Annotated in this window: 23 protein-coding genes and 1 tRNA gene; 9 read left to right on the top strand and 15 right to left on the bottom strand. The window is 66.9% G+C overall.

The window, feature by feature from the left end:
* Window positions 1–585, bottom strand: a complete 585-nt coding sequence (locus EG854_RS02455) for a superoxide dismutase family protein (RefSeq protein ID WP_123286154.1) — start codon at window positions 583–585, stop codon at window positions 1–3.
* A 132-nt stretch (window positions 586–717) separates the two neighbouring features.
* Here EG854_RS02455 and gyrA point away from each other — a divergent pair, with 132 nt between their 5' ends.
* Genes gyrA through EG854_RS02430 form a run of 5 tightly spaced genes read left to right on the top strand, consistent with a single transcriptional unit; the run spans window position 718 to window position 6650 of the window.
* Window positions 718–3498 (top strand): DNA gyrase subunit A, encoded by a 2781-nt coding sequence (gene gyrA, locus EG854_RS02450; protein WP_123286153.1) that lies wholly within the window; start codon window positions 718–720, stop codon window positions 3496–3498.
* 5 nt (window positions 3499–3503) lie between these two features.
* Window positions 3504–4307, top strand: a complete 804-nt coding sequence (locus tag EG854_RS02445; RefSeq protein WP_123286152.1) for an aminotransferase class IV — start codon at window positions 3504–3506, stop codon at window positions 4305–4307.
* A gap of 50 nt (window positions 4308–4357) precedes the next feature.
* Window positions 4358–4846, top strand: coding sequence for a pantetheine-phosphate adenylyltransferase (coaD, locus tag EG854_RS02440; protein ID WP_123286151.1), 489 nt, complete (start codon window positions 4358–4360; stop codon window positions 4844–4846).
* Between the two features lie 18 nt (window positions 4847–4864).
* Complete coding sequence (locus tag EG854_RS02435) at window positions 4865–5710, top strand: peptidylprolyl isomerase (protein ID WP_123286171.1); 846 nt, start codon at window positions 4865–4867, stop codon at window positions 5708–5710.
* Window positions 5711–5732: 22 nt separating this feature from the next.
* Window positions 5733–6650, top strand: coding sequence for a peptidylprolyl isomerase (locus EG854_RS02430; RefSeq protein ID WP_241153092.1), 918 nt, complete (start codon window positions 5733–5735; stop codon window positions 6648–6650).
* Between the two features lies 1 nt (window position 6651).
* Here EG854_RS02430 and EG854_RS02425 read toward each other — a convergent pair whose 3' ends face one another.
* Window positions 6652–7713, bottom strand: coding sequence for a Ppx/GppA phosphatase family protein (locus EG854_RS02425; RefSeq protein WP_123286150.1), 1062 nt, complete (start codon window positions 7711–7713; stop codon window positions 6652–6654).
* A gap of 142 nt (window positions 7714–7855) precedes the next feature.
* On the opposite strand from EG854_RS02425, the gene hspQ reads away from it, so the two are divergent.
* Window positions 7856–8170: a heat shock protein HspQ gene (gene hspQ, locus EG854_RS02420; RefSeq protein ID WP_123286149.1), complete on the top strand. Its 315-nt coding sequence runs from the start codon at window positions 7856–7858 to the stop codon at window positions 8168–8170.
* 86 nt (window positions 8171–8256) lie between these two features.
* Window positions 8257–9132 carry a phenylalanine 4-monooxygenase gene (gene phhA / locus EG854_RS02415; RefSeq protein WP_123286148.1) on the top strand — a complete coding sequence of 292 codons (876 nt, stop codon included), beginning with the start codon at window positions 8257–8259 and terminating at the stop codon, window positions 9130–9132.
* Here phhA and astB read toward each other — a convergent pair.
* The 8 genes from astB to EG854_RS02375 form a co-directional block, all read right to left on the bottom strand.
* Complete coding sequence (gene astB / locus EG854_RS02410; RefSeq protein WP_123286147.1) at window positions 9129–10469, bottom strand: N-succinylarginine dihydrolase; 1341 nt, start codon at window positions 10467–10469, stop codon at window positions 9129–9131. The genes phhA and astB overlap by 4 nt on opposite strands.
* Entirely contained in the window at window positions 10466–11884 is a 1419-nt protein-coding gene (gene astD, locus EG854_RS02405; protein WP_123286146.1) for a succinylglutamate-semialdehyde dehydrogenase, read from the bottom strand. The genes astB and astD overlap by 4 nt, the downstream gene beginning before the upstream one ends.
* A 16-nt stretch (window positions 11885–11900) precedes the next feature.
* A complete protein-coding gene (locus EG854_RS02400; RefSeq protein ID WP_123286145.1) occupies window positions 11901–12908 on the bottom strand; it encodes an arginine N-succinyltransferase in 1008 nt (335 codons plus the stop codon).
* A gap of 5 nt (window positions 12909–12913) precedes the next feature.
* Window positions 12914–14164 (bottom strand): hydrolase, encoded by a 1251-nt coding sequence (locus EG854_RS02395; RefSeq protein WP_123286144.1) that lies wholly within the window; start codon window positions 14162–14164, stop codon window positions 12914–12916.
* Window positions 14165–14204: 40 nt separating this feature from the next.
* The gene (locus tag EG854_RS02390; RefSeq protein ID WP_123286143.1) at window positions 14205–18425 is read right to left on the bottom strand and encodes a translocation/assembly module TamB domain-containing protein; all 4221 of its coding nucleotides are present in this window, start codon (window positions 18423–18425) and stop codon (window positions 14205–14207) included.
* Window positions 18422–20146 (bottom strand): autotransporter assembly complex protein TamA, encoded by a 1725-nt coding sequence (locus EG854_RS02385; RefSeq protein WP_123286142.1) that lies wholly within the window; start codon window positions 20144–20146, stop codon window positions 18422–18424. Before EG854_RS02385 ends, EG854_RS02390 begins: the two co-directional genes overlap by 4 nt.
* A gap of 131 nt (window positions 20147–20277) precedes the next feature.
* Complete coding sequence (locus EG854_RS02380) at window positions 20278–20529, bottom strand: hypothetical protein (protein WP_123286141.1); 252 nt, start codon at window positions 20527–20529, stop codon at window positions 20278–20280.
* 140 nt (window positions 20530–20669) lie between these two features.
* The gene (locus EG854_RS02375; RefSeq protein ID WP_123286140.1) at window positions 20670–21767 is read right to left on the bottom strand and encodes a CaiB/BaiF CoA transferase family protein; all 1098 of its coding nucleotides are present in this window, start codon (window positions 21765–21767) and stop codon (window positions 20670–20672) included.
* A 109-nt stretch (window positions 21768–21876) separates the two neighbouring features.
* On the opposite strand from EG854_RS02375, the gene EG854_RS02370 reads away from it, so the two are divergent.
* Window positions 21877–21953 (top strand) — tRNA-Lys (locus tag EG854_RS02370).
* Between the two features lie 12 nt (window positions 21954–21965).
* Here the strand turns inward: EG854_RS02370 and EG854_RS02365 are convergent.
* A complete protein-coding gene (locus EG854_RS02365) occupies window positions 21966–22274 on the bottom strand; it encodes a hypothetical protein (protein WP_123286139.1) in 309 nt (102 codons plus the stop codon).
* Window positions 22275–22479: 205 nt separating this feature from the next.
* Here EG854_RS02365 and EG854_RS02360 point away from each other — a divergent pair, with 205 nt between their 5' ends.
* Window positions 22480–23007, top strand: a complete 528-nt coding sequence (locus tag EG854_RS02360) for a hypothetical protein (RefSeq protein WP_123286138.1) — start codon at window positions 22480–22482, stop codon at window positions 23005–23007.
* Here the strand turns inward: EG854_RS02360 and tgt are convergent.
* The 4 genes from tgt to EG854_RS02335 form a co-directional block, all read right to left on the bottom strand.
* Window positions 23004–24125: a tRNA guanosine(34) transglycosylase Tgt gene (gene tgt, locus EG854_RS02355; RefSeq protein ID WP_123286137.1), complete on the bottom strand. Its 1122-nt coding sequence runs from the start codon at window positions 24123–24125 to the stop codon at window positions 23004–23006. The two genes, EG854_RS02360 and tgt, sit on opposite strands and share 4 nt — an antisense overlap.
* 595 nt (window positions 24126–24720) lie before the next feature.
* Window positions 24721–25182, bottom strand: coding sequence for a low molecular weight protein-tyrosine-phosphatase (locus EG854_RS02345; RefSeq protein ID WP_123286136.1), 462 nt, complete (start codon window positions 25180–25182; stop codon window positions 24721–24723).
* Window positions 25179–25616, bottom strand: a complete 438-nt coding sequence (locus tag EG854_RS02340; protein WP_123286135.1) for a growth inhibitor PemK — start codon at window positions 25614–25616, stop codon at window positions 25179–25181. Before EG854_RS02340 ends, EG854_RS02345 begins: the two co-directional genes overlap by 4 nt.
* Before the next feature lie 4 nt (window positions 25617–25620).
* Complete coding sequence (locus EG854_RS02335) at window positions 25621–25896, bottom strand: type II toxin-antitoxin system Phd/YefM family antitoxin (protein WP_123286134.1); 276 nt, start codon at window positions 25894–25896, stop codon at window positions 25621–25623.
* Window positions 25897–26198: the final 302 nt, after the last annotated feature.

Below are 26198 nucleotides of genomic sequence, written 5' to 3'. Positions count from 1 at the left end.
TCAGCCCGCCGCCATGATGCCACAGGCTACGCGGTCACCGGCACCACCGATGGGCTGGCTCTTGTGGTCGTCGGGCATGGCATGGATGACTATGGCCGAGCCGTTATCGTCCCACAGCCACTGGCCGGGGCCCTCGGGCGCGATCCGGGCGCGAGTAGTGAAGAGTTCCGCGCGGACCCGGCCCTGTTCATCGGCATAGATGTTGGGCAGGTCACCGTCGTCCGGCCCCTGGGCATTCAGCAGGCCGTGCGGCTTTGCGCCATCCGCATGGTTGATGTGCCCGCCGGCTGACGTGAAGGGCGCTTCGCATTCGCCGGTCGCATGGATGTGAATGCCGTGCCAGCCGGGCGTCAGACCGTCGGCCTCGACCCGGATCAGCAGGCCGGAGGGCCCCTGGGTCAGGACGGCGCGTCCGATGTTCTGGCCCGAAGCATTGATGAGTGTCGCCTCACCGAAATCACCGATGCGGGCGACAGCCTGCCGCTCGGCGCCGTAGTGGTTCTCGGTCATGGCCACACAGCCCGACATAAGGGCGGTAGCGCCGACAGAGGCGGCTATCAGAAGCGGAAGCCGGGGAAGGGTCATCGTGTCTCTCCTCGATGCGATTTCAGGGCCGGGGATATGTGGCGGCTTAACTTTGCCAGTCCCGGATGCCGATGCTAGTAATCCCCAAGCCCGGAAGTTGTTCTGATTCCGGCCAGATGAAGCCAAAAATCCTTGACCGACGACACATCCGATCACGCTGACCCGTCCGCAATTCCCGGTGGCGGGGGTGGCGGCCACATAGACAACATCACGATCGAGGACGAACTGCGCCGTTCGTATCTCGACTATGCGATGAGCGTCATTGTCAGCCGGGCCCTGCCCGATGTGCGCGACGGTCTGAAGCCGGTTCACCGCCGCATCCTGTATTCGATGCACGACCTGAACATGACGCCCGAGCGCGCCTATTCGAAGTGCGCGCGCGTCGTCGGTGATGTGCTGGGTCGTTTCCACCCCCACGGCGATGCCTCGGTCTATATGGCGCTGGTGCGCATGGCCCAGCCCTTCTCGATGGGGCTGATGCTGGTCGACGGCCAGGGCAATTTCGGCTCGGTCGACGGCGATATGCCGGCCTCCATGCGTTACACCGAGGCCCGGATGGCCCCGGCGGCCGTGGCGCTGCTGACCGACATCGACAAGGACACGGTCGATTTCCAGCCGAACTATGACGAGAAGGAACTCGAGCCTGTCGTTCTTCCGGCGCGGATTCCGAACCTGCTGGTCAATGGCGCGGGCGGCATCGCCGTCGGCATGGCGACCAACATCCCGCCTCACAATCTGGGTGAGATCGTGGACGGGGCGGTGGCCCTGCTGGACGACCCGAACATGGGCGATGAGGCCCTGCTCGACATCGTTCCCGGCCCCGACTTCCCGACCGGCGGTGAGATCATGGGGCGGACCGCGCCGCGCAACGCCCTGCGCGAAGGCCGGGGCTCGATCATCGTGCGCGGCAAGGCCACGATCGAGGAGATCCGCAAGGACCGCGAAGCCATCATTATCACGGAACTGCCGTTCCAGGTGAACAAGCAGACCCTGATCGAGCGCATCGCCGAAATGGTCCGCGAAAAGCGTCTGGAAGGCATTGCCGACGTTCGCGACGAGTCGGCCCGTCAGGGCATGCGGATCGTCATCGAGCTGAAACGCGATGCATCCGGCGATGTCATCCTGAACCAGCTGTATCGCTACACTGCCCTGCAAAGCTCGTTCGGCGTCAATATGCTGGCCCTGAACCAGGGCCGCCCGGAGCAGATGGGCCTGCGCCGCATGCTGGAGGCCTTCCTCGAGTTCCGCGAGGAAGTGGTCGTCCGCAGGGTCAAGTTCGAGCTGGGCAAGGCCCGCGACCGCGGCCATGTTCTGGTCGGTCTGGCCGTCGCCGTCGCCAATATCGACGAAGTGATCCACATCATCCGCTCGTCGGTCGACCCGGCCGAGGCGCGCGAACGCCTGCAGGCCAAATCCTGGCCGGTCGGCGACATGATGGCCCTGGTCGAACTGATCGCCGATCCGCGTACGGTGCTGGTCGAGGGCGACAAGATCCGCCTGACCGACGAACAGACCCGCGCCATTCTGGCCCTGACCCTATCGCGCCTGACCGGTCTGGGACGCGACGATATCTTTGGCGAGGCGCGCGGCCTTGCCGACACCATTCAGGGCCACCTGACGATCCTGTCGGACCGCGCCAACATCCTGGCCATCATCCGCGAGGATCTGATCGCGGTGAAGGACCAGTTCGCCGTGCCGCGCCGCACCCTGATCGGCGAAGGCGACGCCGATATGGAAGACGAGGACCTGATCCCGCGCGAGGACATGGTCGTCACCGTTACTCATGGGGGCTACGTCAAGCGCGTCGCGCTGAACGCCTATCGGACCCAGCACCGCGGCGGCAAGGGCCGCTCGGGTGTGGCGATGAAGGATGATGACGCCGTCGTCAGCGTCTTCTCGGCCTCGACCCATACGCCGGTGCTGTTCTTTGCCTCGAACGGCAAGGCCTACAAGCTGAAGACCTGGCGTCTGCCGCTGGGTGGGCCGACGTCGCGCGGCAAGGCCTTTGTGAACCTGCTGCCGATCGATCCGGGCGACAGCATCATGAATGTGCTGCCCCTGCCGGAAAACGAGTCAGAGTGGGACAACTACGACATCATGTTCGCCACCCGTTCGGGCGATGTGCGTCGGAACAAGCTGTCGGACTTTGCCACCGTCAACCGGGCCGGCAAGATCGCCATGGAACTGGAGGACGGCGACCACATGGTCGGCGTCGGTCTGTGCCAGGCCGATGACGACATCATGCTGACCACGGCCATGGGCCGGGCGATCCGGTTCAAGGCCGACGACGTTCGCGTATTCAAGGGCCGCAAGTCGACCGGCGTTCGGGGTGTACGCCTGCAGCCGACGGACGAGGTCATCTCCATGGCTGTTCTGGGGCGGGTGGATGCCACGCCCGAGGAACGCGCCGCCTATGTCAAACACGCCAACGCCATGCGCCGCGCCGCCGGTGAGGGCGAGGATGAAACGCCGGTTGAGGCCGACGACGAAGCCGTTGCCGAGGCCCCGATCTCGCCCGAACGCATCGCGGAACTGGGCGCGGCCGAACAGTTCATCCTGACCATCACCGAGACCGGCTTCGGCAAGCGCTCGTCGGCCTATGAGTATCGGCGCACGGGCCGGGGCGGGCAGGGGCTGACAGCCCATGGTCTGGGCGGACGCGCGGGCAATCGTCTGGCGGCCTCCTTCCCGGTCGAGGACACTGACGACCTGCTGCTGGTGACCTCGGGCGGACAGATGATCCGCACGCCGGTCGGCCAGATCCGCGTGGTCGGTCGCTCCAGCCAGGGCGTCACCGTATTCCGCACCGCCGAGGGCGAGAAGGTGGTGTCCGTCGAACGGCTGGCCGAGACGCCGGGCGACGATGAGGCGCCGGACGGTGATGTCGTCGTTGGTGAGGCCGGCGAGGGCTGACGGCCTTGGCGGCTGGCGACCTCTGGATCGATGGGGCGCCGGCGACGGTTGAAGACCTGACGCATCAGGCGCTGGTCAACTATGGGGCCTACACCTCGTTTGCGGTCGCGGGCGGGTCTGTGAGGGGGCTGGACCGGCATCTGGCGCGCCTGACCCATGCAGGCACCGAACTGTTCGGCGTGCCCGTGCCGGAGGGCAGGGTGCGCGACCTGATTCGTCAGGCGTTGGGCGACCGGCCCGACGCCTTCGTCCGTGTCAGCCTGTTCTCGCGCGAGATAAGTCCCCGGTCGCCGGCCCATGGGGGCGTGCCGCGCGTGATGGTCGGCGTCTTTCCGCCGGTGCCGCCCCTCGGCGAGACGCCGTTGACGCTGCAGGTGCAGACCTATGCCCGGGAAACGCCCGAACTGAAGCACGTGGCGACCATGGGATTGATCCGGGCGCGCAGGCTGGCGTGTCTTGCTGGATATGACGATGCCTTGTTCGTCGATGCCGGGGGTCGCATTTCGGAGGGAAGTCTCTGGAACATCGGCTTTGTCAGCGGCGATACGGTGGTGTGGCCCGAGGCTCTGATGCTGGAGGGGGTCTCCCAGGCGCTGATCAAGGCGCATTTGGCGGATATCGGCCTGAAACAGGAAGCCCGGGTGGTCACTGTGGGCGACCTGTCCGGCTTTGATGGGGCCTTCATCACGAACAGTGCCACGCCCGCTTGCGGTGTCGCAGCTATCGGCGATCATACGTTTCCGGTGAGCGTCGAACGCCTCGCCATGGTCACGGCTGCATGGTCGCAGGCCGAACCCCAGCCGGTCTAGGAGCCGGGCGCGACCGATGCTAAGCCGGGAAGACTGAGGGAGGCCGACACATGCGCATCGGGCTGTATCCGGGAACCTTCGATCCCGTCACCAATGGCCATATGGATATCATCGGTCGGGCCGTGAAGCTGGTCGATCGTCTGGTGATCGGCGTCGCCCAGAACGATGACAAGGGGCCGCTGTTTACGACCGCCGAACGGGTCGAGATGGTCAGGACCGAGGTCATGGGTCTGAAGGCCGACATCGTCGTCCAGCCTTTTGATACGCTGTTGATGCATTTCGCCGAGTCGCTGAACGCCAGCGTGATTGTGCGAGGTTTGCGGGCGGTCGCTGACTTCGAGTACGAGTTCCAGATGACGGCCATGAACCAGCGTCTGAACAGTGAGATCGAGACTGTGTTTCTGATGGCCGATCCCCGACATCAGGCCATCGCCTCGCGTCTGGTCAAGGAGATCGCCCGGCTGGACGGGAAGATCGAGAGTTTCGTAAGCCCCGCAGTTGCGGCGCGCGTCCGCACCCGGGTCAAGGGCGGAAACTGACAGGTGAAGTGTATGCTGATGAAATCCCGCCCTGCCCTGGTTCTGTCCGCCCTGCTGCTGAGCGCCGCGCCTCTGCCCGCCGTGGCCCAGGAGGCGTCCAGCTGGCGCACCGTGCCGGCGGAGCGGCTGCTGGTGGTCGAGACCAGCAAGGGCCGGGTGCTGGTCGAGCTGTTTCCCGATGTGGCGCCGGCCCATGTCGAGCGGGTCACCACCCTCGCGGATCAGGGCTTCTATGACGGTCACACCTTTCACCGCGTGATCGAGGGCTTCATGGCCCAGACGGGCGATCCGATGGGGACGGGCGGCGGCGGCAGCGAACTGGCTGACGTCAGTGCCGAACTGAACTTCCGCCGCGGGCGTGACAGCGGCTTCGTGACAGTGGAGGGCAGCGGTCCCGGGCTGCGGGGCATTATGCGGGGCCTTTCGGTCGTGACCCAGCCGGACAGCCAGATGATGGTGACGGCGGACTTCAAGGTTGGCGCGCAGGGGGTGTTCTGCCCCGGCGTGGTCGGTATGGCCCGCGCGGGCAGCTTAGACAGCGCGAACAGCCAGTTCTTCTTCATGACCGGACGGGAAGATGCGCTGAACGGCATCTATACGCCGTTTGGCCGGATCGTCGATGGGCTGGATGTGGTCACGACGCTCAAGTCCGGGCCCGAGTCCGACAATGGCCGGGTCGGCGCTGATCCCGACACGCTTGTGCGGGTGCGGCTGGCGACGGCGCTGCCCGAGAGGGAACGCCCCACAGTGCAGGTTCTGCGCGACGGAAGCCCCGAGGCGGCCGAGATCATCGCGGAGACCAGGGCCGCCCGGGGATCAAACTTCAACATCTGCGACGTCCAGCTGCCGTCGCGTGTCCAGTAAGCAAGCCAGGGGAGGGGACCGCATGTGCCCTGCAAACGTGATCAAGGCCCTATCGGGCGCGATGGTGCTGGCACTGGCGATGCCAGCCGCGGCGCAGGAGGCCCCCCCTCCGGCCCAGCCTGCCGAGGTCCCGCCGGCTGCCGTGACGCGCCCTCCTTCTCAGGACTGGCGCCTGGTGGCGCCCGAGAACCTGCTGATCATCGATACGACCAAGGGCCGGATTCTGGTCGAGCTGGCGCCCGAGGTTGCTCCGGCGCATGTCGAGCGCATCCGTCTGTTGGCGGGTCTGGGGTTCTATGACGGTCTGGCCTGGCACCGCGTGATCGACTGGTTCATGGCCCAGACGGGTGATCCTCTCGGCACAGGTGACGGACAAAGCGCCTATCCGGACCTGCCGGGAGAGTTCACCTTCCGTCGTGGGCCGGACATGGATTTCACGCCGGTGTCAGCGCCGATGGGGGCCCTGCTGGGCTTTGTCGGCTCGCTCCCGGTGCAGACCCAGCCAGCCGAGCTGATGCCCCGGACCAGCGACGGGATGGTGCATGGCTGGGCGATGTACTGCCCGGGCGTAGCCGGCATGGCGCGGGACGAGGATCCCGACACGGCCAACAGCCAGTTTTTCCTGATGCGTCAGGCCTATCCGTCGCTGGACAAGCGCTACACGGTCTGGGGCCGGGTGATTGTGGGCCTGGACGTTGTGCGGGCGCTCAAGGTCGGCGAGGAACCCAGCGGCATGGTGCCCGCCGAGCCGGATCGCATGCTGCGTGTCCGCGTGGCCTCGGACCTTCCGGTCGAGAGCCGACCGACAGCCCGGGTGCTGGATGCAGGCTCGCCGATCTTTGCCACCACCATCGAGAGCGTCCGCTTGCAGCGGGGGGCTGATTTTTCGATCTGCGATCTGGAGCTGCCGGTTCAGGTGAGCGACCCGGCCTTCGGTTGATCTAGCGTCTTCCTCGGGACCGACGTCGACGACGCCGCCCTGACCGCATCCGCTCCAGCAGCAGGCCCTCGCGGAGGCCCCTGTCGGCGACGCGCACCCGCTCGCACGGCCAGGCGCGTTGCACGGCTTCGAGGATCGCCGCCCCGGCCATGACCAGATCGGCACGGTCCGGACCGATGCACGGATTGCGGGCCCGGCCTGCGGGGCCGAGGTCGAGCAACAGACTGGCCGCCGCTTCGCAATCGGTTCGCGTCATCCAAAGGCCATCGACGCGGTCCCGCTGATAGCGGGGCAGTTTCAGGTGGATGCCCGCCAGGCTTGTGATCGCACCTGAGGTGCCCACGAGATGGGCTCGTCCCTCATCAAACAGGGCCTTCACCGTGCCGTTCACGGGGGCGGACTGAATGGCGGCGGCCATATGGGCCACCATGGCCTCATACCAGATCAGCGGGTCGTCCGGCGTCTCCGGGTGTCTTTCGGCCAGGGTGACGACCCCGACGGGCGCTGACATCCAGCCGACGGTCTCAAAGCCCTGGTCGGCACGCACCAGCCATGAAAGTTCTGTGGATCCGCCCCCGACGTCCACAACCAGTACCGCCTGGGCGCTGCTGTCGAGCAGATTGCGGCAGCCCTCGACCGACAGGCGGGCCTCCTCATCGGGGGTAATGATCCGCAGCCTCAGCCCGGTGCCGACGCGGACCCGTTCGATGAATTCCGGCCCATTCTCGGCCGCGCGACAGGCCTGGGTCGCGACGGCGGCGATGCGTTCGGAGGGCAGGTTTTTCTTGGCGACCCGTTCGGCGCAAATGGAGAGGGCATCATAGGCCCGGTCCATGGCGTCGTCCGTCAGCCGCCCGCTGCGACTGATGCCTTCGCCCAGCCGGACGATGCGGCTGAACGAATCAACCACTCTGAAGCCATCACGCGTCGGACGCGCGATCAGCAGGCGGCAATTGTTGGTCCCCAGATCAAGGGCGCCATAGAGTTGCGGCGCAGTAGCCGCATCGCCAGGGCGGGGGGACCTTCCGTCGCGCCCCGGGGGCGCGCCGTCGATCTCCGGCATGGCCGAACTTTCAAAGGGGACCCGAAGCGGACCCCGTCGCCGACAGACTAACCAGATGGGATCGTCCGCGCCAAGCCAGTCTGTCGCGAAAATGAACAGAAGGGTCGGAGAGGGCTCAGACGGGCCCCGCTAGTCTGGCCCCATGATGAAGACCAAAGCTGCCAAATTCGGACTGGGCCAGAGCGTTCGCCAACTGGATGACGCCTTCAGCGGCGTAATCATTGATGTCGACGCCAGCTATGACGGACCGGTCGGTGAGACCGGGGCCCTGTCGACCGATCAGCCTTTCTACAAGGTGCTGGTTATCGAGGAGTCGTCAGGGATCCTGGTCTATGCCGCCGAGCAGAGCCTGATGGCCGGACCAGACCCCGAACATGCAGCCCTTCCGCACCTCAAGCGTTGGTTCCGGCACGATGATCAAGGGCGCCTGCAGCCGCGATTCGTCGACCTGCACTGAGGCGACTTCGCTCGCCAACGTATGGTCCTTGATGCCGCGAGCGCCTAGGATGCTCGCGCCATTTCAGCCGATGCGAAGGGGACCTGATGTCCGATTTCGAACATGTCTTTGAAGCGCCGCCCGAGGGGGCGGCCGAAGACTGGACCATTCCGCAGGACTGGTCGGCCTATACCCGGGTCGAGCACGATACCTGGAACACGCTGTACGCCCGGCAGATGAAAATCCTGCCCGGACGCGCCTCGGACGTCTTCCTGAAGGGGCTGGACGCGCTGGACCTTAACACCGGCGGCATCCCCGATTTCGAGACCATGAACCCCAAGCTTCAGGCTCTGACGGGCTGGACGGTCGTCTGCGTGCCGGGACTGGTGCCGGACGAGGTGTTCTTTGACCATCTGGCCAACCGGCGCTTCCCGTCGGGCCAGTTCATCCGCAAGCCCGATCAGCTGGATTACCTGCAGGAGCCGGACATCTTCCACGATGTGTTCGGCCATGTTCCCATGCTGACCGACCCGGATTTCGCCGCCTATATGGAGGCCTATGGCAAGGGCGGGCAGCGCGCGGCCAAGCGCGGCATGCTGGCCAATCTGGCGCGGCTGTACTGGTACACGGTCGAGTTCGGCCTGATGAAGGAAGGCGACAACTTGCGGATCTATGGCGCCGGGATTGTCTCATCTTCGACCGAGAGCGTATTTGCGCTCGATGACCCATCGCCGAACCGCCTCGGCTTCGACCTCGAGCGGGTAATGCGCACCCTGTACCGCATCGACGACTTCCAGCAGGTCTACTTCGTCATCGACAGCCTCGAGGCGCTCAAGGATGAGACGCTGAAGGACTTCGGGCCGATCTATGACCGGCTTGAGGGCAAGGACGACATCGCCATCGACGCCATCCTGCCCACCGACACCGTCTTCACGCGTGGCACCCAGGCCTATGCCGCCAAGGGCGGACGTTTCGCGGCCTAGCTGCGCTGGAACGGATAGAAGTCGCCGCCTAGAGAGAGGATGCCGGTGAGCGCGTCGAGCGCCCCGCGGGACTCGTCCAGCAGGGCCGGGTCGGCCAGATCTTGCGGGCTCAGGGTTTCGCGGTACCAGCGGTCGGCCCATTCTCCGATCCGGACGTAGAGGTCGTCCGTCAGCCGCATGGCCGGGTTGGTCGCCGCCAGCTCTGCCTCGGTCAGCACCACACGCAGGCGCAGGCAGGCGGGACCGCCGCCGTTCATCATCGACTGACGCACATCGACGTAGCGCACCCGGCCGATCGGGCCGTTGGAGGCGGCGATACGTTCGGCCACCGCGTGGCTGCGCGGATTGTCGCGTGTCTCGGTCGGACAGATCAGGGTCAGGCGATCCTCGCCCGGCACCTGGATCAGCATCGAATTGAACAGGTAGCTGGAGATGGCGTCGGCGAGGGGGAGGTCGGCTGCCGAAACCTCGACGAAGATCGGCTCGAACCGCCCCTCTGCAGCCTTGCGGACCGCATCGAGCGTCCCGGCCGTGTCCTCGAACGCCAGCTCGTGGAAGAACAGGGTGTCGAGGGCGCCCACGCAGACCACGTCGTTGTGGAAGGTCCCGCCTGCAATCGCCGCCCGGCCCTGACGCGGGAAGACAGCGCCGGTCGCGCCATGACGGCGGGCGATGGCTTGTGAGGCCTCATGCGTCTGGCGAGCCGGGTAGGGGCCGTCCCAGCCCTCCCAGGCCTCCCGTCCCCAGACCAGCAGATTGACCCCCGGCGCCCCGTGGTCGGCACACATGCGGACGTGGTTGGCGGCGCCCTCGTCGGCGAGATGGGCGACAGAGGGCAGGGCGTCGTGCACGGCAAAGTGGGCCGGGTCGGGGAACAGGGCGTCCAGCGCCCGTTTCGTCTGCTGGTGCTCCAGCGACCGGTGCAGGTTGGTGATGAGGTTGGCGGGGGTGAAATGCACCCGGCCGTCGACGGCGTCCGCGGACGGCGTCACGGTGGCGGCGTTGGCGGCCCACATGGACGAGGCCGAGCAGGCGGCGGCAGCGAAGGACGGCGCGTCCTTCCAGGCCTGTTCGAGGACGCGGGCGTCGGAGCCGGTGAAGCCGAGGCTGCGCAGGAAGGGGATGTCCGGCCGTTCCTGTGGCGGGAGCACAAACTGGGGCAGGCCGAGGTCGGCCAGCACCTTCATCTTGTCCAGACCCTGACGCACGGCGGCGCGCGGGTTAGAGGCCTTCCCCGCATGCAGACTGGACGCCAGATTGCCCGGCGACAGCCCGGCGTAGGAGTGGGTCGGCCCGATCAGGCCATCGGCATTGGCCTCGACAGCGGTTGAGGTCATGACCGCAAGCCCTTGATCTCGCTTTCGATGTTCTTGACGTCATCCGCTTCAAAACTGGCGACCGGATAGGCGCAATAGTCGGCCGCATAGTAGGCCGAGGGGCGGTGATTGCCGCTCTGGCCCAGACCGCCGAACGGCATGTCGCCGGCGGCGCCCGTGGTCGGCCGGTTGAAGTTCACCACGCCCGCCCGGATGCGGTCGATGAACCGCTGCCAGTTGGCCGGATCATCCGAGACTAGACCCGCCGACAGGCCGTACTTCGTCGCATTGGCCTCGCGGAGGGCGCTTTCGAAATCGGGGACGCGACGGACCTGCAGGAAGGGGGCGAAGATTTCCTCATCCGGTACATCGACGCCGGTTGTATCAATGATTGACGGCTGAACAAAGGCGCCGGACAGGCCCTCGATCAGACCTGATGCGCGGATCACCCTGGCCCCGGCATCAATGCGCTGCTGCAGGGCATGGAGGGCGGCGCTGGCGGCCCGGTTCGAGATCAGCGGTCCGCCATAGGGCTCGGGATCGCTGTCCCACGGCGCGAAGACAATGCGGTCGGCCAAGGCGGCGATGGCCTCGACGATGGCGTCGCCCTGTGACCCCTCTGGCAGGATCAGCCGGCGCGCGCACGAGCAGCGCTGGCCGGTTGTGATGAAGGCGGACTGGAGGATGATGCCGGCGGCGGCCTCGGCATCGGCGGCATCCCAGACCACCAGCGGATTGTTACCCCCGAGTTCCAGCGCCAGAATCACGTGCGGATTGTCGGCGAAGTGGCGTTTGAAATGGGCACCGGCTGCGCCTGAGCCCGTGAACATCAGGGCGTCGATCTCCTGATCCAGCAGGGCCGCCCCCACGTCACGTCCGCCCTGGACCAGATTGACGACGCCGTCAGGCAGGTCCGCCTCCTTGAGACATTCGACCATCAGCTGGCCGGTCAGCGGGGTTTCCTCGGACGGCTTGAAGATGACCGTATCTCCCGCCAGCAGGGCCGGGACAATATGGCCATTGGGCAGGTGCCCCGGGAAGTTGAACGGCCCGAGCACCGCCGCCACGCCATGCGGGCGGTGCCGCAGGGTGGCGCGACCAAAACCGGTATCGGATGTGCGCTCGCCGGTGCGCTCGTCATAGGCGCGGATCGAGATATCGACCTTGCCCTGCATGGCCGTGGCCTCGGTGCGGGTTTCCCACAGCGGCTTGCCGGTCTCGCGGCTGATGGCTTCGGCGATCTCGGGCGCGCGCGCCTTCAGCACCGCCTGATAGCGTTTGACGGCATCGATCCGGTCCTGCCGCGGACGATCGGCCCAGTCGGGGAAGGCGGCGCGCGCGCGGGCCGCAGCCTGCTCTACCTCGCTGCCAGTCGAGGCCGGTCCTTCCCAGACGGTGTCGCCGGTCGCGGGATCGATGGAGGCAAAGGCAGTCATGAGGGGTCCTTACAGGTCAGCTTTTCACGCGCACCGTATCACCGGCCCTGACCTTGAGGGCGGCGGCGGTCTCGGCGTTGAGGATCACGGTTTCGTCGTCGATAGCGGCCTTTTGCCGAACCGCGCGAAAGCCCGTGACGTGGTCGGTCGAGATCAGGCTGGGCAGTTCGGCCTCGACCTCGGTTTCGATCTTCACCGTCAGGCGGCGGGCGTCGCGCACCGTGCGGATATCGTCGCGACGGCAGGTGACGGTCGGGCCGGCGTCAAAGATGTCGACGAGACCATTGGGACGGAAGCCCTCGGATTCCAGCAGGGCCATGGCGGGCACGCCTTGGGGATGCACCTTGCCGATCACCGCGCGCGCCGGCTCGGGCAGCAGCTCGATATAGACCGGATGACGGGGCGCCAGATCGAGGATGAATTGCTTGTCGGTCGAGCCGGTCATCCGGTCGGCCTCGTCAAATTCCATCGGGAAGAATTTGTGCGCCACATGATCCCAGAAGGGGCAGGCCCCGTCGGGCGTGAAGACACCGCGCAGCTCGGCCAGCACCGTGTCGGCGAACAGGTCGGGCTCGGCCCCGATCAGCATATAGCGCGACTGGCTCAGCAACCGTCCGGCCCCGCCCTTGCGCCGGTCCGCCTTCAGGAACAGCGAACCGACCTCGGACCAGCCGGTGCATTCATTGACCAGCACGAGGGTTTTCTGTTCGAGCTTGATGCCGAGCGAGGGCGAGGACTGGGTGTTGTTCACTACCCGGAAGCTGAAGAAGGGCCGGTTCAGCCCGACCGCCGCCTTGACCGACCCCACGCCATCCACGTCGCCGGTCTCGGATTCCTCGAGCATCAGGGTGTACCAGCGCTCCTGCGCCTCGATCTTGCCCATGAAGCTGTCGCGGCTGAGGTCCAGCCGCTCGCTCAGCTGGTCCGGGTCTTCCGGCAGGCTGGTAAAGCCGGGCCCGGACAGGATGGCCAGTTCCAGCAGGGAATCCAGATCGCCGGGACCGGCGGGGCGAACGACCAGCATGAAACCTACCTGGACTGAAGACGAAGCTGTTTGAGATGGAGGGCATCGATCTCGCCCGAGGCCACCTTGCACAGGATCAGGGCGGACAGCTGGGCCCGCGCGACGAAACTGTCGGGCCAGGCATATTCCTGATCCGAGTGGATGGCACCGCCGATGACGCCGAGGGTGTCGATATTGGGCAGGCCCGCCGCGTGCAGGTTGTTGCCTTCGCACACCCCGCCTGACGGCTGCCAGCGCAGGGTCTGGTTCAGCAGTTCACCCGCCTGACGCACCGCCTCGAACAGTTCGGTCTGGGCGGCATCCATCGGCTTGGGCGGACGGGTGAAGCCGCCGTGCAGTTCAACCGTGGCTCCCGGGATCGGTGGTCGGGACACGAGGTCCTGAATCTGGGCCAGGATCCAGTCGGCGGCATCGGGATCCGGGACGCGCACGTTGAAGCGGACCACCGCTGTGTCGGCGACGACGTTCAGCGGCGCTCCGCCGGAAATGCGCGCGACATTGACGGTCACGCCCTCGCGCTGGCCGTTCAGGTCGTCGAGGGCCGTCGCCAGCCGCGCCGCACCGGCCATGGCATTGACGCCTTCATGATAGGCCCGTCCGGCGTGGGCAGAGCGGCCGCGCACGACGATGTGGAAATTGCCGCTGCCCTTGCGTGCCCCTGCCAGACTGCCGTCGGGCAGGGAGGGTTCATAGGTCAGGCCCAGATGGCCGCGCGCCCCTAATTCAGCCAGCAGCGGCGCCGACCCCGGGGAGCCGATCTCCTCATCCGGCGACAAGAGGACAGTCCACCCGACGCGGGCCTTGTCAGTGTGTTGCTCGAAAGCCTCCAGCGCGCCCAGCATCACCGAGATGCCGCCCTTCATGTCCGCGATGCCGGGGCCGTGCAGGGCGCCGTCCTCGCGGGTGCCGACCGTCCGGAACGGGCTGTCGGCATCGAAGACGGTGTCATAGTGGCCGGTCAGCACGATCTGGATCGGGGCTTCGGGGCGCAGGGTCAGCTGGAGTGCGGGGGCGAAGCCCAGAGGCACTTCGGTGCCGTCGTCCTCAATGCGGCTGGACGACGCGGTCGCCACACGCTCGACCGTGCAGGGCAGGTGTTTGACTGTCTGTTCGAGGGCCGTCAGCACGCGATCCAGACCGTCGGCGTTGCGGCTGCCCGAGTTGATGTTGGCCCAGCCGACCGCGCGTTCGATCAGGTCATCACGGCGCGCCGCGACGTGGTCGAGCACGATCTGGTCCTCAGGGCGTATCTGCATGCGGGCGGACCCTAGCGACCCTTCCGGCAAAGGTGAAGGGTCAGTCGCGGTTGGGTCTGCTGTCGCGGCTTTCGCCGGGACGGCGGCTTTCGCGGCGCCAGCGGACCGACAGGCTGGCCTCGCCCTGGCCGCCGAAGCGCGAGGTCACCGCCAGATTGCGTCGAACCTGCCATTCGACGCTGACGGCGGCCCCGCCTTCACCCCCGCCGATGACCTCCAGATAGACGTCGTCCGAGATATAGCGCCCGCCCGCCACGGTCAGCGCCGAGGCTTCGCCGCCGAACGACAGCCGGTCCAGCCCGGCCAGTTCCCTGAGGCCGCCGATCACATCAAAGCCGCCACCTCCGGCGAGGGAGGCCACGCCCGAGGCCAGTTGCGCCGCCTCGACCGGCGACAGCTGCGAAGCGGAGCGTCCGAACAGCACCTGGGACAGAATTTCATCCTGGGGCAGAGCGGGGGTGGAGGTCAGGGCGATCTCGGGCTTTTCGGCAGTGCCCGTGACGCGGATGCTGGCCGTCAGAACCGGGTCCTCGCGAACCGCTTCCAGGTTCAGACGGATCAGACGCGGGTCCATCGACAGGTCGACAGAGCCATCCTCATCGAAGACGAAGCGCTTGCCCGCAAACTCATAGTCGCCGCGTACCACCCGCGCCGTTCCCGAGAGGGTGGGACGGTTCAGCGTACCGCCCACCCGGGCATCCAGATTCATCAGCACATTCAGGCCGCGACCCGAGACCTCGATGTTTCCCCCGCGTGAGCGGATGTCGATGTTCAGCCCGATCTGGGGGCCCCGCGCCCGCTCTTCGGCGTCGGTGTCCGGGTCACCGCCGGGGCGATTGATTTCCACCACCTCCATGCTGACGATACCGGTGTTGCCGGGCAGCTCGGGCTCGATCCGGGCCTCGTCAACGGAGAGATCGCCGACCAGGGTGATGTTGCCATCTGTTGCGCGGGTGACCGTCAGTTCACCCGAACCCCGGGCCCTGGCGATCTCGTTGTCGATCACCTGGAAACGGCGGAAGTCGAGCTTGAGCGAGGAGCCGCTGCCCTCCCGCAGGCCAATGCGCCCGCTGCCCGATACAGCGCCGCCCGAGCCGTCGGTGGCCGTGAAGGTCTGGATCAGGGCGGTGGTGTCGTCGAAGCGCGTGTCCAGATCGATGCTGGCGAGCCGCAGCCCCGAGGCCGAGTCGCGGAAATCCCCCTCAGCCAGGGTCAACGTGCCGTTCACGCGCGGTGCGTTCAGGCTGCCGCCCAGGGTGGCCCGCGCCTCGACCTGTCCGGCCAGGCTTCGCTCGCCGCCGACGAAGACGTCCCAGATCGGCTTGATCTGACCGCTGATGTCCACCTCTCCGGACATGTCGCCGGTCCGGGCAATAGCCAGCCGCAGAGGGGAGGCCGAGGTGACGACGGGAAGGATCACATCAATGCGTGCGTCCACCGAGCCTTCGCCCTGCGCTACCAGCTCGAGATCGAGGCGATCCCCGACCAGGGTGGCGTCCAGCGTGCCGTCGATGGTCATGTCGGCGGGGGCGTCGATACTGCGCACGCCGGCCAGCGAGACATTGGCCGATCCCGACAGGTCCTCGCCCGACCCGCGCAGCGAAATCCTGCCCGTAACCCGGCCCCGCAGGTCCTCGAGCACAGACCCCAGTTCCACGCTGGTCAGATCGGCCTGAACGACGACAGAGTCCTCACCCTGACGCAGTTCCCCCAGCAGGATGCCACCGCCCACATTCATGTCGACGCGCGCGACATGGCCATCTTCGGCAAAGGCGATGACCATCGGGTTCCGGGTCGAGAAGTCGACATCGCGGACCTGTCCGCCGCCGGACAAAGTCAGCGACTGGGCGCTGTCCGTCCGGGAATAGATGGCATCGCCCTCGAACTGCACAGGCGTCGGTCCACCGACATCGAGCACGACATTGAACGGCAGGCGATCGAGTGAGCCCCGGCCGCCCAGCTGCAGTGTGCGTATGACGTAAGGCGATCCCGCCAGACGCACGCCGCGACCGGTAATGGCGATCAGCGCGGCATCCTGACCTGGCGCATCGGTCAGGCGAAGACGGCCGTCGATTTCGCCGGCGCTGAGGAAAGCTCCGGGTCGCGCGATGAAGGCCAGATCGGCGCTGGAGGGGAAGCTGTTCGATAGACCGATGGAGCCGCGGGCCACCAGCCCCCCGGCGTCAATATCGACCTCGCTGAGGCGGATAACATCGTCGCCCAGATAGAAGTTGGCGACGGCCCGCGCCGGTCCGAAGGCCGAGGCACCGGTTATGGCCACGCGCCCGTCCGACGCGTCCGCGCCCCGACGGAAGCTGAGCACCAGCCGGGTTTCGCGTAGATCCATGGGCCCGACAGCGACCCATTCGAAGCCGGCCGTGAGGTCCAGCCGGGGCTGGGCCAACGTCCCGGTCAGGGCGCCGTCGCCCTGCATGGCGCCATCAATCTCGACAGGCCCGACACCGAACGGGCCCGACGCTGTCCAGTCGACCGCCAGCTTGAGCTCACCATTAGCTTCGATCAGGCCGCGACCAGTCGCCTGTCCGTTCTCGCCCTCCAGGACGGCACGGGTCACCTCGACGCGTCCCCCTCGAAGCGTGCCGGCCAGGTCCAGAGAGGGGGAGGGGCCCAGCAGGCGGTCCAGCTCGTCCATGCCGGTGGTCAGCTGGCGAGCCCGGCCGTCGAAGCCAAGCGTCCAGGTGCCGCCCCCGGCCGAGGATGTTGCCCGGATCGGGCCGCCGAACGAGCCGGAGGCATCGGGAGAGAGGCGCGAGACATCGGTGACGCGGGCCTCGCCGTTGAAACGTAGCGATCCATTGAGCGCGCGCCCCCCAGAACCGTTGATCCGCAGGGCCTCTCCCGTCAGGTCCATACGCCGCAGCAGGACCGAGCCGTCCGTCCCATAGGCAACCTCGGCCGAGAGGCGCGGCGCGGAGCCCAGCAGGCCACCGACCATGCCGGAGCGCGAGCCTCCCGTGGCCGCGAGCTCGGTCGTCAGTGTATAGCCGCTCTCCCGGCCCGTCAGATTCAGCGGCCCCTCCAGCCGCTGGGCCCGGTAGCTGGCCAGCTCCGTATTGTTGAGGGAGACTTGGCCTTCCAGTTCCCACCGATCTGCGCCACCGGTGAAGGTGCCCTGATAGGTCGAGGCCCCGGCCAGCGGAACGCCCGCCAGCCGCGACAGGGACGGCGTGGCGATATCGACGGTCAGTCCCTCAGGGCTGCTCATGTCCTCTACATGGACCTGTCCGTCCACGCGGGTCGTGATGTTGTCCGCGAACAGACGCCAGGCCACGGCCTGCACGTCCTCTTCGTTCGGCAACGGTATTCCGGCGAGGCCAAAGCGCGCGGTGCGACCGATCCGGTCGATGAAGGGCGCAAACAGGTCCGAGCCGCTGAAGTTCACATAGCCCGAGGCACGCGCACCCTCGTCGCTGAACCGGCCCTGGATTCGCAGGGGCACAAAGTCACCGGTCCGCGCGGTCGCGTCGATCACCCGGCCATTGGCCACGGCGTTCACGAGGAACGGTTGGTCGGGCGAATAGCCCAGCATGCCGGCGAGGGGACCGCCCCGTGCCTCGCGGGCCTCGAGGGTCAATTCCATCTGCTCGATCGACTCGCCCAGCGAGGCTTCCAGCTTCAGGAAGTCTCCCTCCCGGTCGAGGCTGAAGGCATCCACGGATGCCGTGGTCAGCCCCTTGCGCAGGACCTGGGCCTCGCCCTCAACGCGCCAGTGGCCATAGGTCTGGCTGAAATCCTCGTGCAGTTCGATCTCGGCGGCGAAATGGTCGATGTCCACATCCAGCGGCATGGCGCCGGGGGGGTCAGTCGAGACCTCCAGGATCGGGCGACGCAGCACATGAATACGCCCTGCCGTGATTTCGTCCGCATGGAAGCGGCGCCCCAGCAGCGGCAGATAGCTCCAGTCGACGCGAACGTCGGTGACCTCGAGCCACACTCCCTCTTCATCGGTGACGGTCACCCGGGCCAGGGTGAAGTCGTTGAAGAGGTCGCCCTCAAGCCCTTCGACGTTGATCCGGCCGTAGCGACCAATCTTGGTACCATTGGCAAAGGTGCTGACCAGTTCGCGTCCCGGCCCACTCAGCAGATAGGCGCGCCCGCCGAGCAGGGCGACGGCCAGCAGAACCACGATAACGCCGACCGCAATGCCCGTGATGACGGCGATCCGCCGGGCCAGCGACCGCTTCTGCTTCTCGGTCTGCGGCGTCTCGGGCTCGGAAGGGGGAGGGGCGGAGTCGGTCAAAACGCCTGGCCGATACTGATGTAGATCTGGAAATCGGCGTCGGCGGGACGGCGTTCCAGCGGGAAGGCGACGTCGGCCCGGATCGGCCCGAACGGCAGATTGTAGCGCACGCCGGCGCCCACGCCATAGCGCAGGTTGTTGAAGTTGGGCGTTTCTTGAAAACCAATGGCCCCGGCATCGACAAATACGACCGCACCAAAGTTCCGACCGAGATCGCGACGGACCTCCAGCGAGGTCTCGAACAGAGAGAGGCCACCCCGGGGCGTATCGTCGGGCAGCCGCGGCCCCACGCCCTGATAGGCAAAGCCGCGGACCGAGCCCCCGCCGCCCGAGTAGAACAGACGATCCGACGGTATGGTCAGTTCGTCACCCCCAAGAATACTGCCCAGCCGCACGCGGCCGGCTACGACTGTGCGCGCTTCAGAGTCTAATGGAATATAGGTGGTGGCCTGGGCCTCGGTCCTGAGGAAGGCGACATTGTCCTCGCCAGTCACGAACGTCGGCTGGGCCGAGACGGTCAGTCGCCAGCCGCTTGTCGGATTCAGCGGATCGTTTGATCGATCCATGTAGCTGCTGCCCCTCAGGGTCAGCAGAGCCAGGTCACGGTCGAAACGGACCGGCAGCTGGGTCGTCGGATCAAAACGGCTCTCGGCATACTGACCGGCGTCCAGTCCGATGCCGTAGCTGAAATAGGACGTCCGCCCGAGGCGCTGGTTAAGGTCGGCGGCGAGGCTGATACCCGTCCGGCGATAGGCGTCCGTGTCTTCGTTGACGAGGGCTGCCGAAAGCTGGGCCGTGCGGCCCGGGCGGCGCCAGTGCGGCAGGCTGAGATCGACACCGATGCGGCTGTCGATGCCGGCCAGTCTCGCCTGATAGCGCAGGGTGTCGGCGCGGCCGAAGCGGTTGTAGTGCGTCCAGATGAAGTCGATACCGGCGCCCTCTGCCGTCGACAAGGTGGCTCCGGCCTCAAGGATGCGCGCGGGCCGGTCCGTCAGGGTGACGATCACCGGCCGGTTGCCGTCGGGCGTGGTCTGCCCGGGCGGGGTCAGCGCGACGCCGACGCCATCATAGACGCCCGTCTCCAGCAGGCGGCGCTCCAGCTCGGCGACCTGCTCTGGGTTGTAGACATCGCCCTCGTCCCACGGGGCCAGACCCGCGACCCAGCGGGCACTCGTGATGCCGCGCGTTTCAAGCTGGATACCGTCGAGGGTCACCAGCGGGCCGGAATCGATCCGGTATTCGGGCTCGACCGAGAATGTGGCGTGATCGACCACGACCCGGCGGGTCTGGGCCCGCGCATCGGCATAGCCCCGGCGCGTCAGGCCCGCGACGATGCGTCCCTCGGCGGCGATGACCTCGACGGCCCGTCCCGGATCGCCGGGCTCAAGCCTGATTTCCTCTCGCACCTGGGCCTCGATCTCGGGCAGGGGCGTTTCATCAGTCCAGGTCACGGTCGGATTGGAGATCAGGAACCGTCGGCCGGGCTCGACAATGATGATGGCGACCGGCGTATCCTCGCCCTCGACCGCATCCTCGATCTGGGCCTGGTAATAACCTTCGGAGCGCAGCAGCGCCTCGGCCGACTCGGCCGCCGCCCGCGCATGGCGCCGGGCTTCGAAGCGGTTGCCCGCAGGGCCGTCCACTTCGCCGATGACCTCGACGATCCGCTGACGCAGGTCCTCATCCAGATCCCCGCGAACCTGGGCCTTCGGGTCCGCCATCGCCCTTCCGGCCGACAGGCTGAGCACCGCGAGACCTGCGAGCAAGAGTGTGCGGTGCTTCAGCAAACGGAACCCGGACGATAGAGGCGGCAGACGATCATCCCGGCGGTATGACCGGGAATCGTCCCTTATCAATAGAAAAGCGTGTCGCTATCAGGGCGAACCGATTCTTCCGACGTCCGATTATCCGTCGGAAGGGTGGGCGGCGGCTGGATCGGCACTTCGGTTTCCGGCGGCGGCTCGACCGGTTCGGTCTCCGGAATCGCCGGCTCGGTCACTTCCGGGCCGATCGGCTCGACGCCCTCGTCATCGGGAAGTGGATCGCCACAGGCCGACAGGGTCAGCAGGGCTGCGGCGAGCCCTGCCAGTCCGGCCAGTTTCATTTCATGTCTCATGGTGTGCCCCCTTCAATGGAAACCCGTGGGTCTACGAGGGAAAATGCCTGGATCGGCAGGCCGTTCCCGATGGCCCTTCATGCCTGATCAAGAGGCGCGGGGGAATGGGTCAGGTCAGCGGCCAAAGGTCAGCTTGGGGGTGTCACTCCGAGCCATCGTTCAAGTGCATCCGAGAGGTCCAGAGGCGGCGGCGTCTCCGTTTCGCCACTGGGCCTGACGCCATCGAACATCGGGGCAGGGGCGGGGGCGCCCGCTATGTCAAACGTCCCACGAGCCTGGTTGTGGGCGTTCGCGACGGCCTCGCTGAGGGTCAGGACCGGGGTAACACAGGCCTCGGTGCCCGCGAACAGGCTTGCCCAGTCGTCGCGGTCGCGCGTTGTGAAGATGGCGCCGAGCCGGTCCGTGATTTCCGGCCATCGGCTACGGTCGTACTGCGGGGCGTCTTCGGACGTCAGGCCCAGCCCGGCCAGCAGCGCCGCGTAGAAGCGAGGCTCCAGCGCCCCCACCGCCACCTCACCCCCATCACGGCAGCGATAGCAGCGATAGAAAGGCGCCCGGCCATCCAGCAGATTGGCATTGCGCTGGTCTGTCCAGAGGCCCCGGGCCTTCAGCGCATGGAACAGGGCGGTCATCAGCGCGACCCCGTCGGTCATGGCGATATCCACCACCGCCCCCTTGCCGGTGGCGCGGGCCTGCAGGATGCCGGACAGCAGGCCGATGGCCCCCATCAGGGCCCCGCCGGCATAGTCCCCGACCAGGTTGAGTGGTGGCCGGGCGGGGCGGTCCTCCTCGCCGAAGGTGCTGAGCGCGCCGCTGAGGGCCAGATAGTTGATGTCGTGGCCGACCGATGAGGCCAGCGGTCCGGTCTGGCCCCAGCCGGTTACCCGGGCATAGACCAGCGCCGGGTTGCGGGCCATGCAGACGTCGGACCCGAGACCCAGCCGCTCCATGACCCCGGGGCGGAAGCCTTCGATCAGGCCGTCGCTGTGGGCCAGCAGGTCCAGCACCCGGGCCCGGTCGCCCTCTTCCTTCAGGTCCACGGGCACGGCGGGTCGCCCCCGGTGCAGGATGGCTCCGCCCACTTCGGTGAAGACAGCCGCGCCCACACTGTCCGCACGGGTCAGGCGCACCACGTCAGCGCCGAGGTCGGCCAGCACCATGCCGAGGAAGGTGACGGGGCCCAGTCCGTCGAATTCAACAAGGCGCAGGCCGGACAGCGGTTTCATGGGCACTGCCTAGCCTCCGCTCCGTCGCGCGTCGAGCCAGCTCTTGACCCCGGCGACGGTTTGCAACAGAAGGCCCGTCGCCGGGTCGTGAACGCGACCGGTGTGGTATGCGCCCTTAGCTCAGTTGGTTAGAGCATCTGACTTTTAATCAGAGGGTCCTCGGTTCGAGCCCGAGAGGGCGTACCATCCGCTTCCGGATCAGGCCTGGTTCACCGCCGTGTGCAGCCGGGCATACAACTCGGCGGCGGTGATGCCGACGATCTGCGGATCGGCAGACTGGCCGTCCTCGATCAGGTCCAGCAACAGCTTCAGCGTGGCCGCGCGGTCCAGCGCCTGCCCCCCGGCGAGGTGCTCGATCCGGGTCTTCAGGTCGACGGGTTCGTCCGGAAGCGGGGCGACCACGCGCGGCGTCAGGTCCGGGAAGGCCATGACCTCGGCCGCTTGCGGCGGAGGCGGGGCGTCGAAGCGCAGGGGCTCGGCGTGGGTGGGTGTGTCACTCTCGCGCAATTTTGCACACCGGCGGCAGCGTTCGGCGCCGTGGCGCTCCGACCAGTAAAAGTCGTGGCGGCACAAGAAACTATTCAACGGCGCCAGCATCCCCATCCCCCTGATTCGTCAATGCGTTAAAGCCAAAATTAGAATTTTGTCAACAATTTTATCCACGGACGCTCAGGACTGGTGCGACGGCCCCGGACTGTGGTTAGGGTTCGGCATGTCCGTTCGTCCCCTCGTGTGTCTTGCTCTTGTTCTGTCGCTGGCGGGCTGCAGCGGCGTGCAGACCGTAGCCGACGGATTTGGCGGAGCCGTGACAGCGCCGCTGGACGATGTGGGGCTGCGGCGCGAGCGCATCCCCACGGTGCTGCTGCAGGCCCAGGCCAACCCCTATGACATGCGTAACCTCGACCGCTGCTCGACCATCGGAGCCGAGATCACGCGGCTGGACGAGGCGCTGGGGCCCGACCTGGACGAGCCGCCGGCACCGGACGGCCGCACCCTGGGCGACCGGGCGGTCGATGCCGCGGCCGAGGCGGCGCTGGACGCAATCCGCGACACGGCCACGGACTTCATCCCGGCCCGCAGCTGGATCCGCACCCTGTCCGGCGCGGACCAGCACAGCCGCGAGGTGCAGGCCGCCATCGAGGCCGGACGGCTGCGGCGCGCCTTCCTGAAGGGGCAGGGCATGCGCTTCAACTGCGCCCCGCCGGCCGCCCCCCGCTGGTTCCAGCCGACCCGGCGCTAGACCTTGCTGTTCGAGACGTGGCGGGCGTGGAAGTCGCTGCGGAAGGCCTCGAACCGGCCCGCCGCGATGGCCTCGCGCATGGCGGCGGTCAGGGCCTGGTAGAAGGCGAGGTTGTGCCAGGTCAGCAGCACCTTGCCCAATATCTCGTCCGCCCGGATCAGATGATGCAGATAAGCCTTTGAATAGGTGGATGAGGCCGGGCAATTCAGCGTGGCATCCAGCGGGTCCTGATCCTCGGCGAAGCGGGCGTTCTTGAGGTTCAGCGGTCCGTCCCAGGTCCAGGCCTGACCGTGACGCCCGGCGCGGGTCGGCAGGACGCAGTCGAACATATCGACCCCGCGCGCCACCGCCTCGACCAGATCGACGGGCTTGCCCACCCCCATCAGATAGCGCGGCCGGTCGACGGGCAGCATCTCGGGCGCATAGTCCAGCACCTCGCACATGGCGGCATGGCCCTCGCCGACGGCCAGACCGCCGATGGCATAGCCGTCAAAGCCGATCTCGAGCAGCTGTTCGGACGACTGGCGGCGCAGGTCCTCAAAGGTCGAGCCCTGCTGGATGCCGAACAGCGCCTGGGTCTCGCGCGTGCCGAACGCGGCCTTTGAGCGCGCGCCCCAGCGGATCGACAGCTCCATGGCCGCCTGGGCGGCGGGCCGCTCGGCCGGCCAGCTGACACACTGGTCCAGCTGCATGGAAATATCGGCCCCCAGCCGGTCGGCCTGGATCTCGATCGAGCGTTCGGGGGTCAGAACGTGCTTGGACCCGTCGATATGGCTGGAGAAGGTCACCGCCTCTTCGGTCAGCTTCGAAATGCCCGACAGCGACATGACCTGGAATCCGCCGGAGTCGGTCAGGATCGGCCGGTCCCAGCGCATGAATTTGTGCAAGCCCCCCAGTCGCTCCATCCGCTCGGGCCCGGGGCGGAGCATCAGGTGATAGGTATTGCCCAGCAGGATATCGGCGCCCGTCTGGGCCACCTGATCGACCGTCAGCGCCTTGACCGTCGCCGCCGTGCCGACCGGCATGAAGGCCGGGGTGCGGATCTCGCCCCGCGCGGTCTTCAGCACCCCGGTGCGGGCGCGTCCGTCGGTGGCGGCAATGTCGAAAGGAAAGGGCAAGGCGGGTCACGGTCGCTGGCGAAAGGGGAGGGGCATTTAGGCGGAAATGGTCCGGATGGCCATGGAGGCGAGGGTGTGGGGAAATACCGTCTGAACCGTCTGAACCGTCTGAACCGTCTGAACCGTCTGAACCGTCTGAATGGTCTGAAATGGCGGCGCCTCCGCGGGTGGGGTCATGGCAACCGGACAATATGGGCGAGACGGCGGGCTGGTCGGGCAGAACGGTTCGGGAAAGGGTGGGGGTGTTGAAAGGGCTGGGGAATATCGGGGCAGCTATCCTATCCGCAGGGCTCGACCTACCCCTCACCCGTCTCCCCGGCGAAGGGAAGAATGAGGTTCATCACAGCGGGCACAACGAGGACACAACGAACACAACGGGGGCAGCGCTGTTGGCCGAGGTTCCGCCAGTCAATTTGTCCCTTCTCCCGATGGGAGAAGGTGGTGCGTGAGCGCCGGATGAGGGGCGGCGGTGTGTGTCGGCGAACGCCGCAGCACGACCTGTGCGACGGCTCACGCCGAAGGATGCGGAGCGCCCCTCACCCCCAACCCCCTCTCAGGCTCCGCGCTGCCCTTCGGGTCCCGTCGGGAGAGGGGACTAAGATAACACCCGCAACACCCCCGGCACGGCCGCCGTGACGTCGGTCCAGGTGGTGTCGAAGTCGGCGGCGGTACCGGTGTAGGGGTCGGCGACGCCCTGACCCTTTCGTCCCGGGACGTGATCCAGCAACAGGGCGAGGCGGGCGGTGGTCCCGGCGGGCGCCAGTCGGCGCAGGTCGGCGAGGTTCTGGGGGTCCAGGGCGAGGATGTGGTCAAAGCGGGTGAAGTCGTCCGCCGTCACCTGTCGCGCCCTCAGGTCCGATATATCCACCCCGTTCCGCCGCGCCGCCGCAATCGCGCGCGGATCGGGCGGGTGACCGACATGCCAGTCCCCGGTCCCCGCAGAGTCGATGGTTAAGTCGAGCCCCTGCTGCCGCGCAGCCTGCCGCAACGCCCCCTCGGCCAGCGGCGAGCGACAGATATTGCCGAGACAGATGAAGAGGAGGGAGGGGGAGGTCATGTGCCTTTGCGGTTTGCCGATTTGAGCTTGCCTGCCTTTACCAGGTCCAGCATGGCCGAGCGCAGGGTATCGTAAAGCCCCTTGGGCAGACGGCCATAGGCCCATCGCTGGCCGGGGACGGCCGGAACGATGCCGGGATCATCCCATGACAGGGTGTTGGCCTCGCCGGCAATGATGAAGCTGCGGTCGTCGTCGAGACCCAGATGTTGCTTGACCCTCGCCGGGATCTCGATGGCCACTGCATCGTCCCCGGGCACCGAATGGGTGATGGGGGCCACCAGAACATCAGTCTGGCCGTCCGGCCCGTGAACGATGGCGGTCACAATCACACAGGGGCGTTCTTTGGCCCCGGCGGCATATCCCTTGTCGAGCTCGTGTGACCACAGGAAGTCGTAGCGGATGACAAGACCGACCTGCGGCTGCGGCCTGTCCACGGGATCAGTCGGTCAGGGCGTCCAGCGCCGGGTCTGCCGGGCCGTAATCCGCCGCCTCAAGCGCGCCCGCCCACTCATCAGGCAGGTTCTCGGTCCGGTACGCCTGTCGCGTATCGCGAGCCTTGAGCCGCTCATATTCCTCGATGTCGATCAGCACACGCGCCAGCCGCCGATGTTTGGTGATGAACACCGGCGCCTTGCCCGACTGCTCGATATACAGCCCGGCCCGCGTCTGGAACTCGGTGGCGGAGACGGCCGGGGTGGTGGGAGACGCGGGCATATGTGGATATTAGCTATATTGCGGAAATTGGCAAGGGTCAGTAGACCGGTGCCGCCAGCGGCGCCGGTGCCACGAAGTCCGACCCACATCGACTGAACGGGGTCTGGTCGTCGAACCACAGGACGAGCGTACTGTCCTCGAAGAAAAAAGGCCCCGAGGTATCCGCCCATCCGCAGACGATCTCGCCGCTGACCGATACGCTCTGTATCTCGACGGGGCCTTCTGCGTGGCGTGCGAGGGCGCTTCGTGCTTCCTCGACAGGGTCCGTCGTCGGGGGCGGGGCAGAACAGCCGGGCCCGAGG

This window comes from Brevundimonas halotolerans (genome assembly GCF_003730275.1).
Taxonomy (GTDB): domain Bacteria; phylum Pseudomonadota; class Alphaproteobacteria; order Caulobacterales; family Caulobacteraceae; genus Brevundimonas; species Brevundimonas halotolerans.
The sequence above is the reverse complement of the archived record's forward strand: the minus strand, read 5'-3'. Positions and strand labels throughout refer to the sequence as shown.

Excerpts from the sequence above, each read along its gene's own strand:
- astB (WP_123286147.1), bottom strand. The coding sequence starts at position 10,469 with ATGACCTCAACCGCTGTCGAGGCCAATGCCGATGGCCTGATCGGGCCG.
- astD (WP_123286146.1), bottom strand. The coding sequence starts at position 11,884 with ATGACTGCCTTTGCCTCCATCGATCCCGCGACCGGCGACACCGTCTGG.
- EG854_RS02375 (WP_123286140.1), bottom strand. The coding sequence starts at position 21,767 with ATGAAACCGCTGTCCGGCCTGCGCCTTGTTGAATTCGACGGACTGGGC.
- EG854_RS02380 (WP_123286141.1), bottom strand. The coding sequence starts at position 20,529 with ATGAAACTGGCCGGACTGGCAGGGCTCGCCGCAGCCCTGCTGACCCTG.
- EG854_RS02335 (WP_123286134.1), bottom strand. The coding sequence starts at position 25,896 with ATGCCCGCGTCTCCCACCACCCCGGCCGTCTCCGCCACCGAGTTCCAG.
- coaD (WP_123286151.1), top strand. The coding sequence starts at position 4,358 with ATGCGCATCGGGCTGTATCCGGGAACCTTCGATCCCGTCACCAATGGC.
- EG854_RS02345 (WP_123286136.1), bottom strand. The coding sequence starts at position 25,182 with ATGACCTCCCCCTCCCTCCTCTTCATCTGTCTCGGCAATATCTGTCGC.
- EG854_RS02360 (WP_123286138.1), top strand. The coding sequence starts at position 22,480 with ATGTCCGTTCGTCCCCTCGTGTGTCTTGCTCTTGTTCTGTCGCTGGCG.
- EG854_RS02455 (WP_123286154.1), bottom strand. The coding sequence starts at position 585 with ATGACCCTTCCCCGGCTTCCGCTTCTGATAGCCGCCTCTGTCGGCGCT.
- EG854_RS02430 (WP_241153092.1), top strand. The coding sequence starts at position 5,733 with ATGTGCCCTGCAAACGTGATCAAGGCCCTATCGGGCGCGATGGTGCTG.
- EG854_RS02400 (WP_123286145.1), bottom strand. The coding sequence starts at position 12,908 with ATGCTGGTCGTTCGCCCCGCCGGTCCCGGCGATCTGGATTCCCTGCTG.
- EG854_RS02385 (WP_123286142.1), bottom strand. The coding sequence starts at position 20,146 with ATGGCGGACCCGAAGGCCCAGGTTCGCGGGGATCTGGATGAGGACCTG.
- EG854_RS02395 (WP_123286144.1), bottom strand. The coding sequence starts at position 14,164 with ATGCAGATACGCCCTGAGGACCAGATCGTGCTCGACCACGTCGCGGCG.
- EG854_RS02435 (WP_123286171.1), top strand. The coding sequence starts at position 4,865 with ATGAAATCCCGCCCTGCCCTGGTTCTGTCCGCCCTGCTGCTGAGCGCC.
- EG854_RS02425 (WP_123286150.1), bottom strand. The coding sequence starts at position 7,713 with ATGCCGGAGATCGACGGCGCGCCCCCGGGGCGCGACGGAAGGTCCCCC.
- phhA (WP_123286148.1), top strand. The coding sequence starts at position 8,257 with ATGTCCGATTTCGAACATGTCTTTGAAGCGCCGCCCGAGGGGGCGGCC.
- hspQ (WP_123286149.1), top strand. The coding sequence starts at position 7,856 with ATGATGAAGACCAAAGCTGCCAAATTCGGACTGGGCCAGAGCGTTCGC.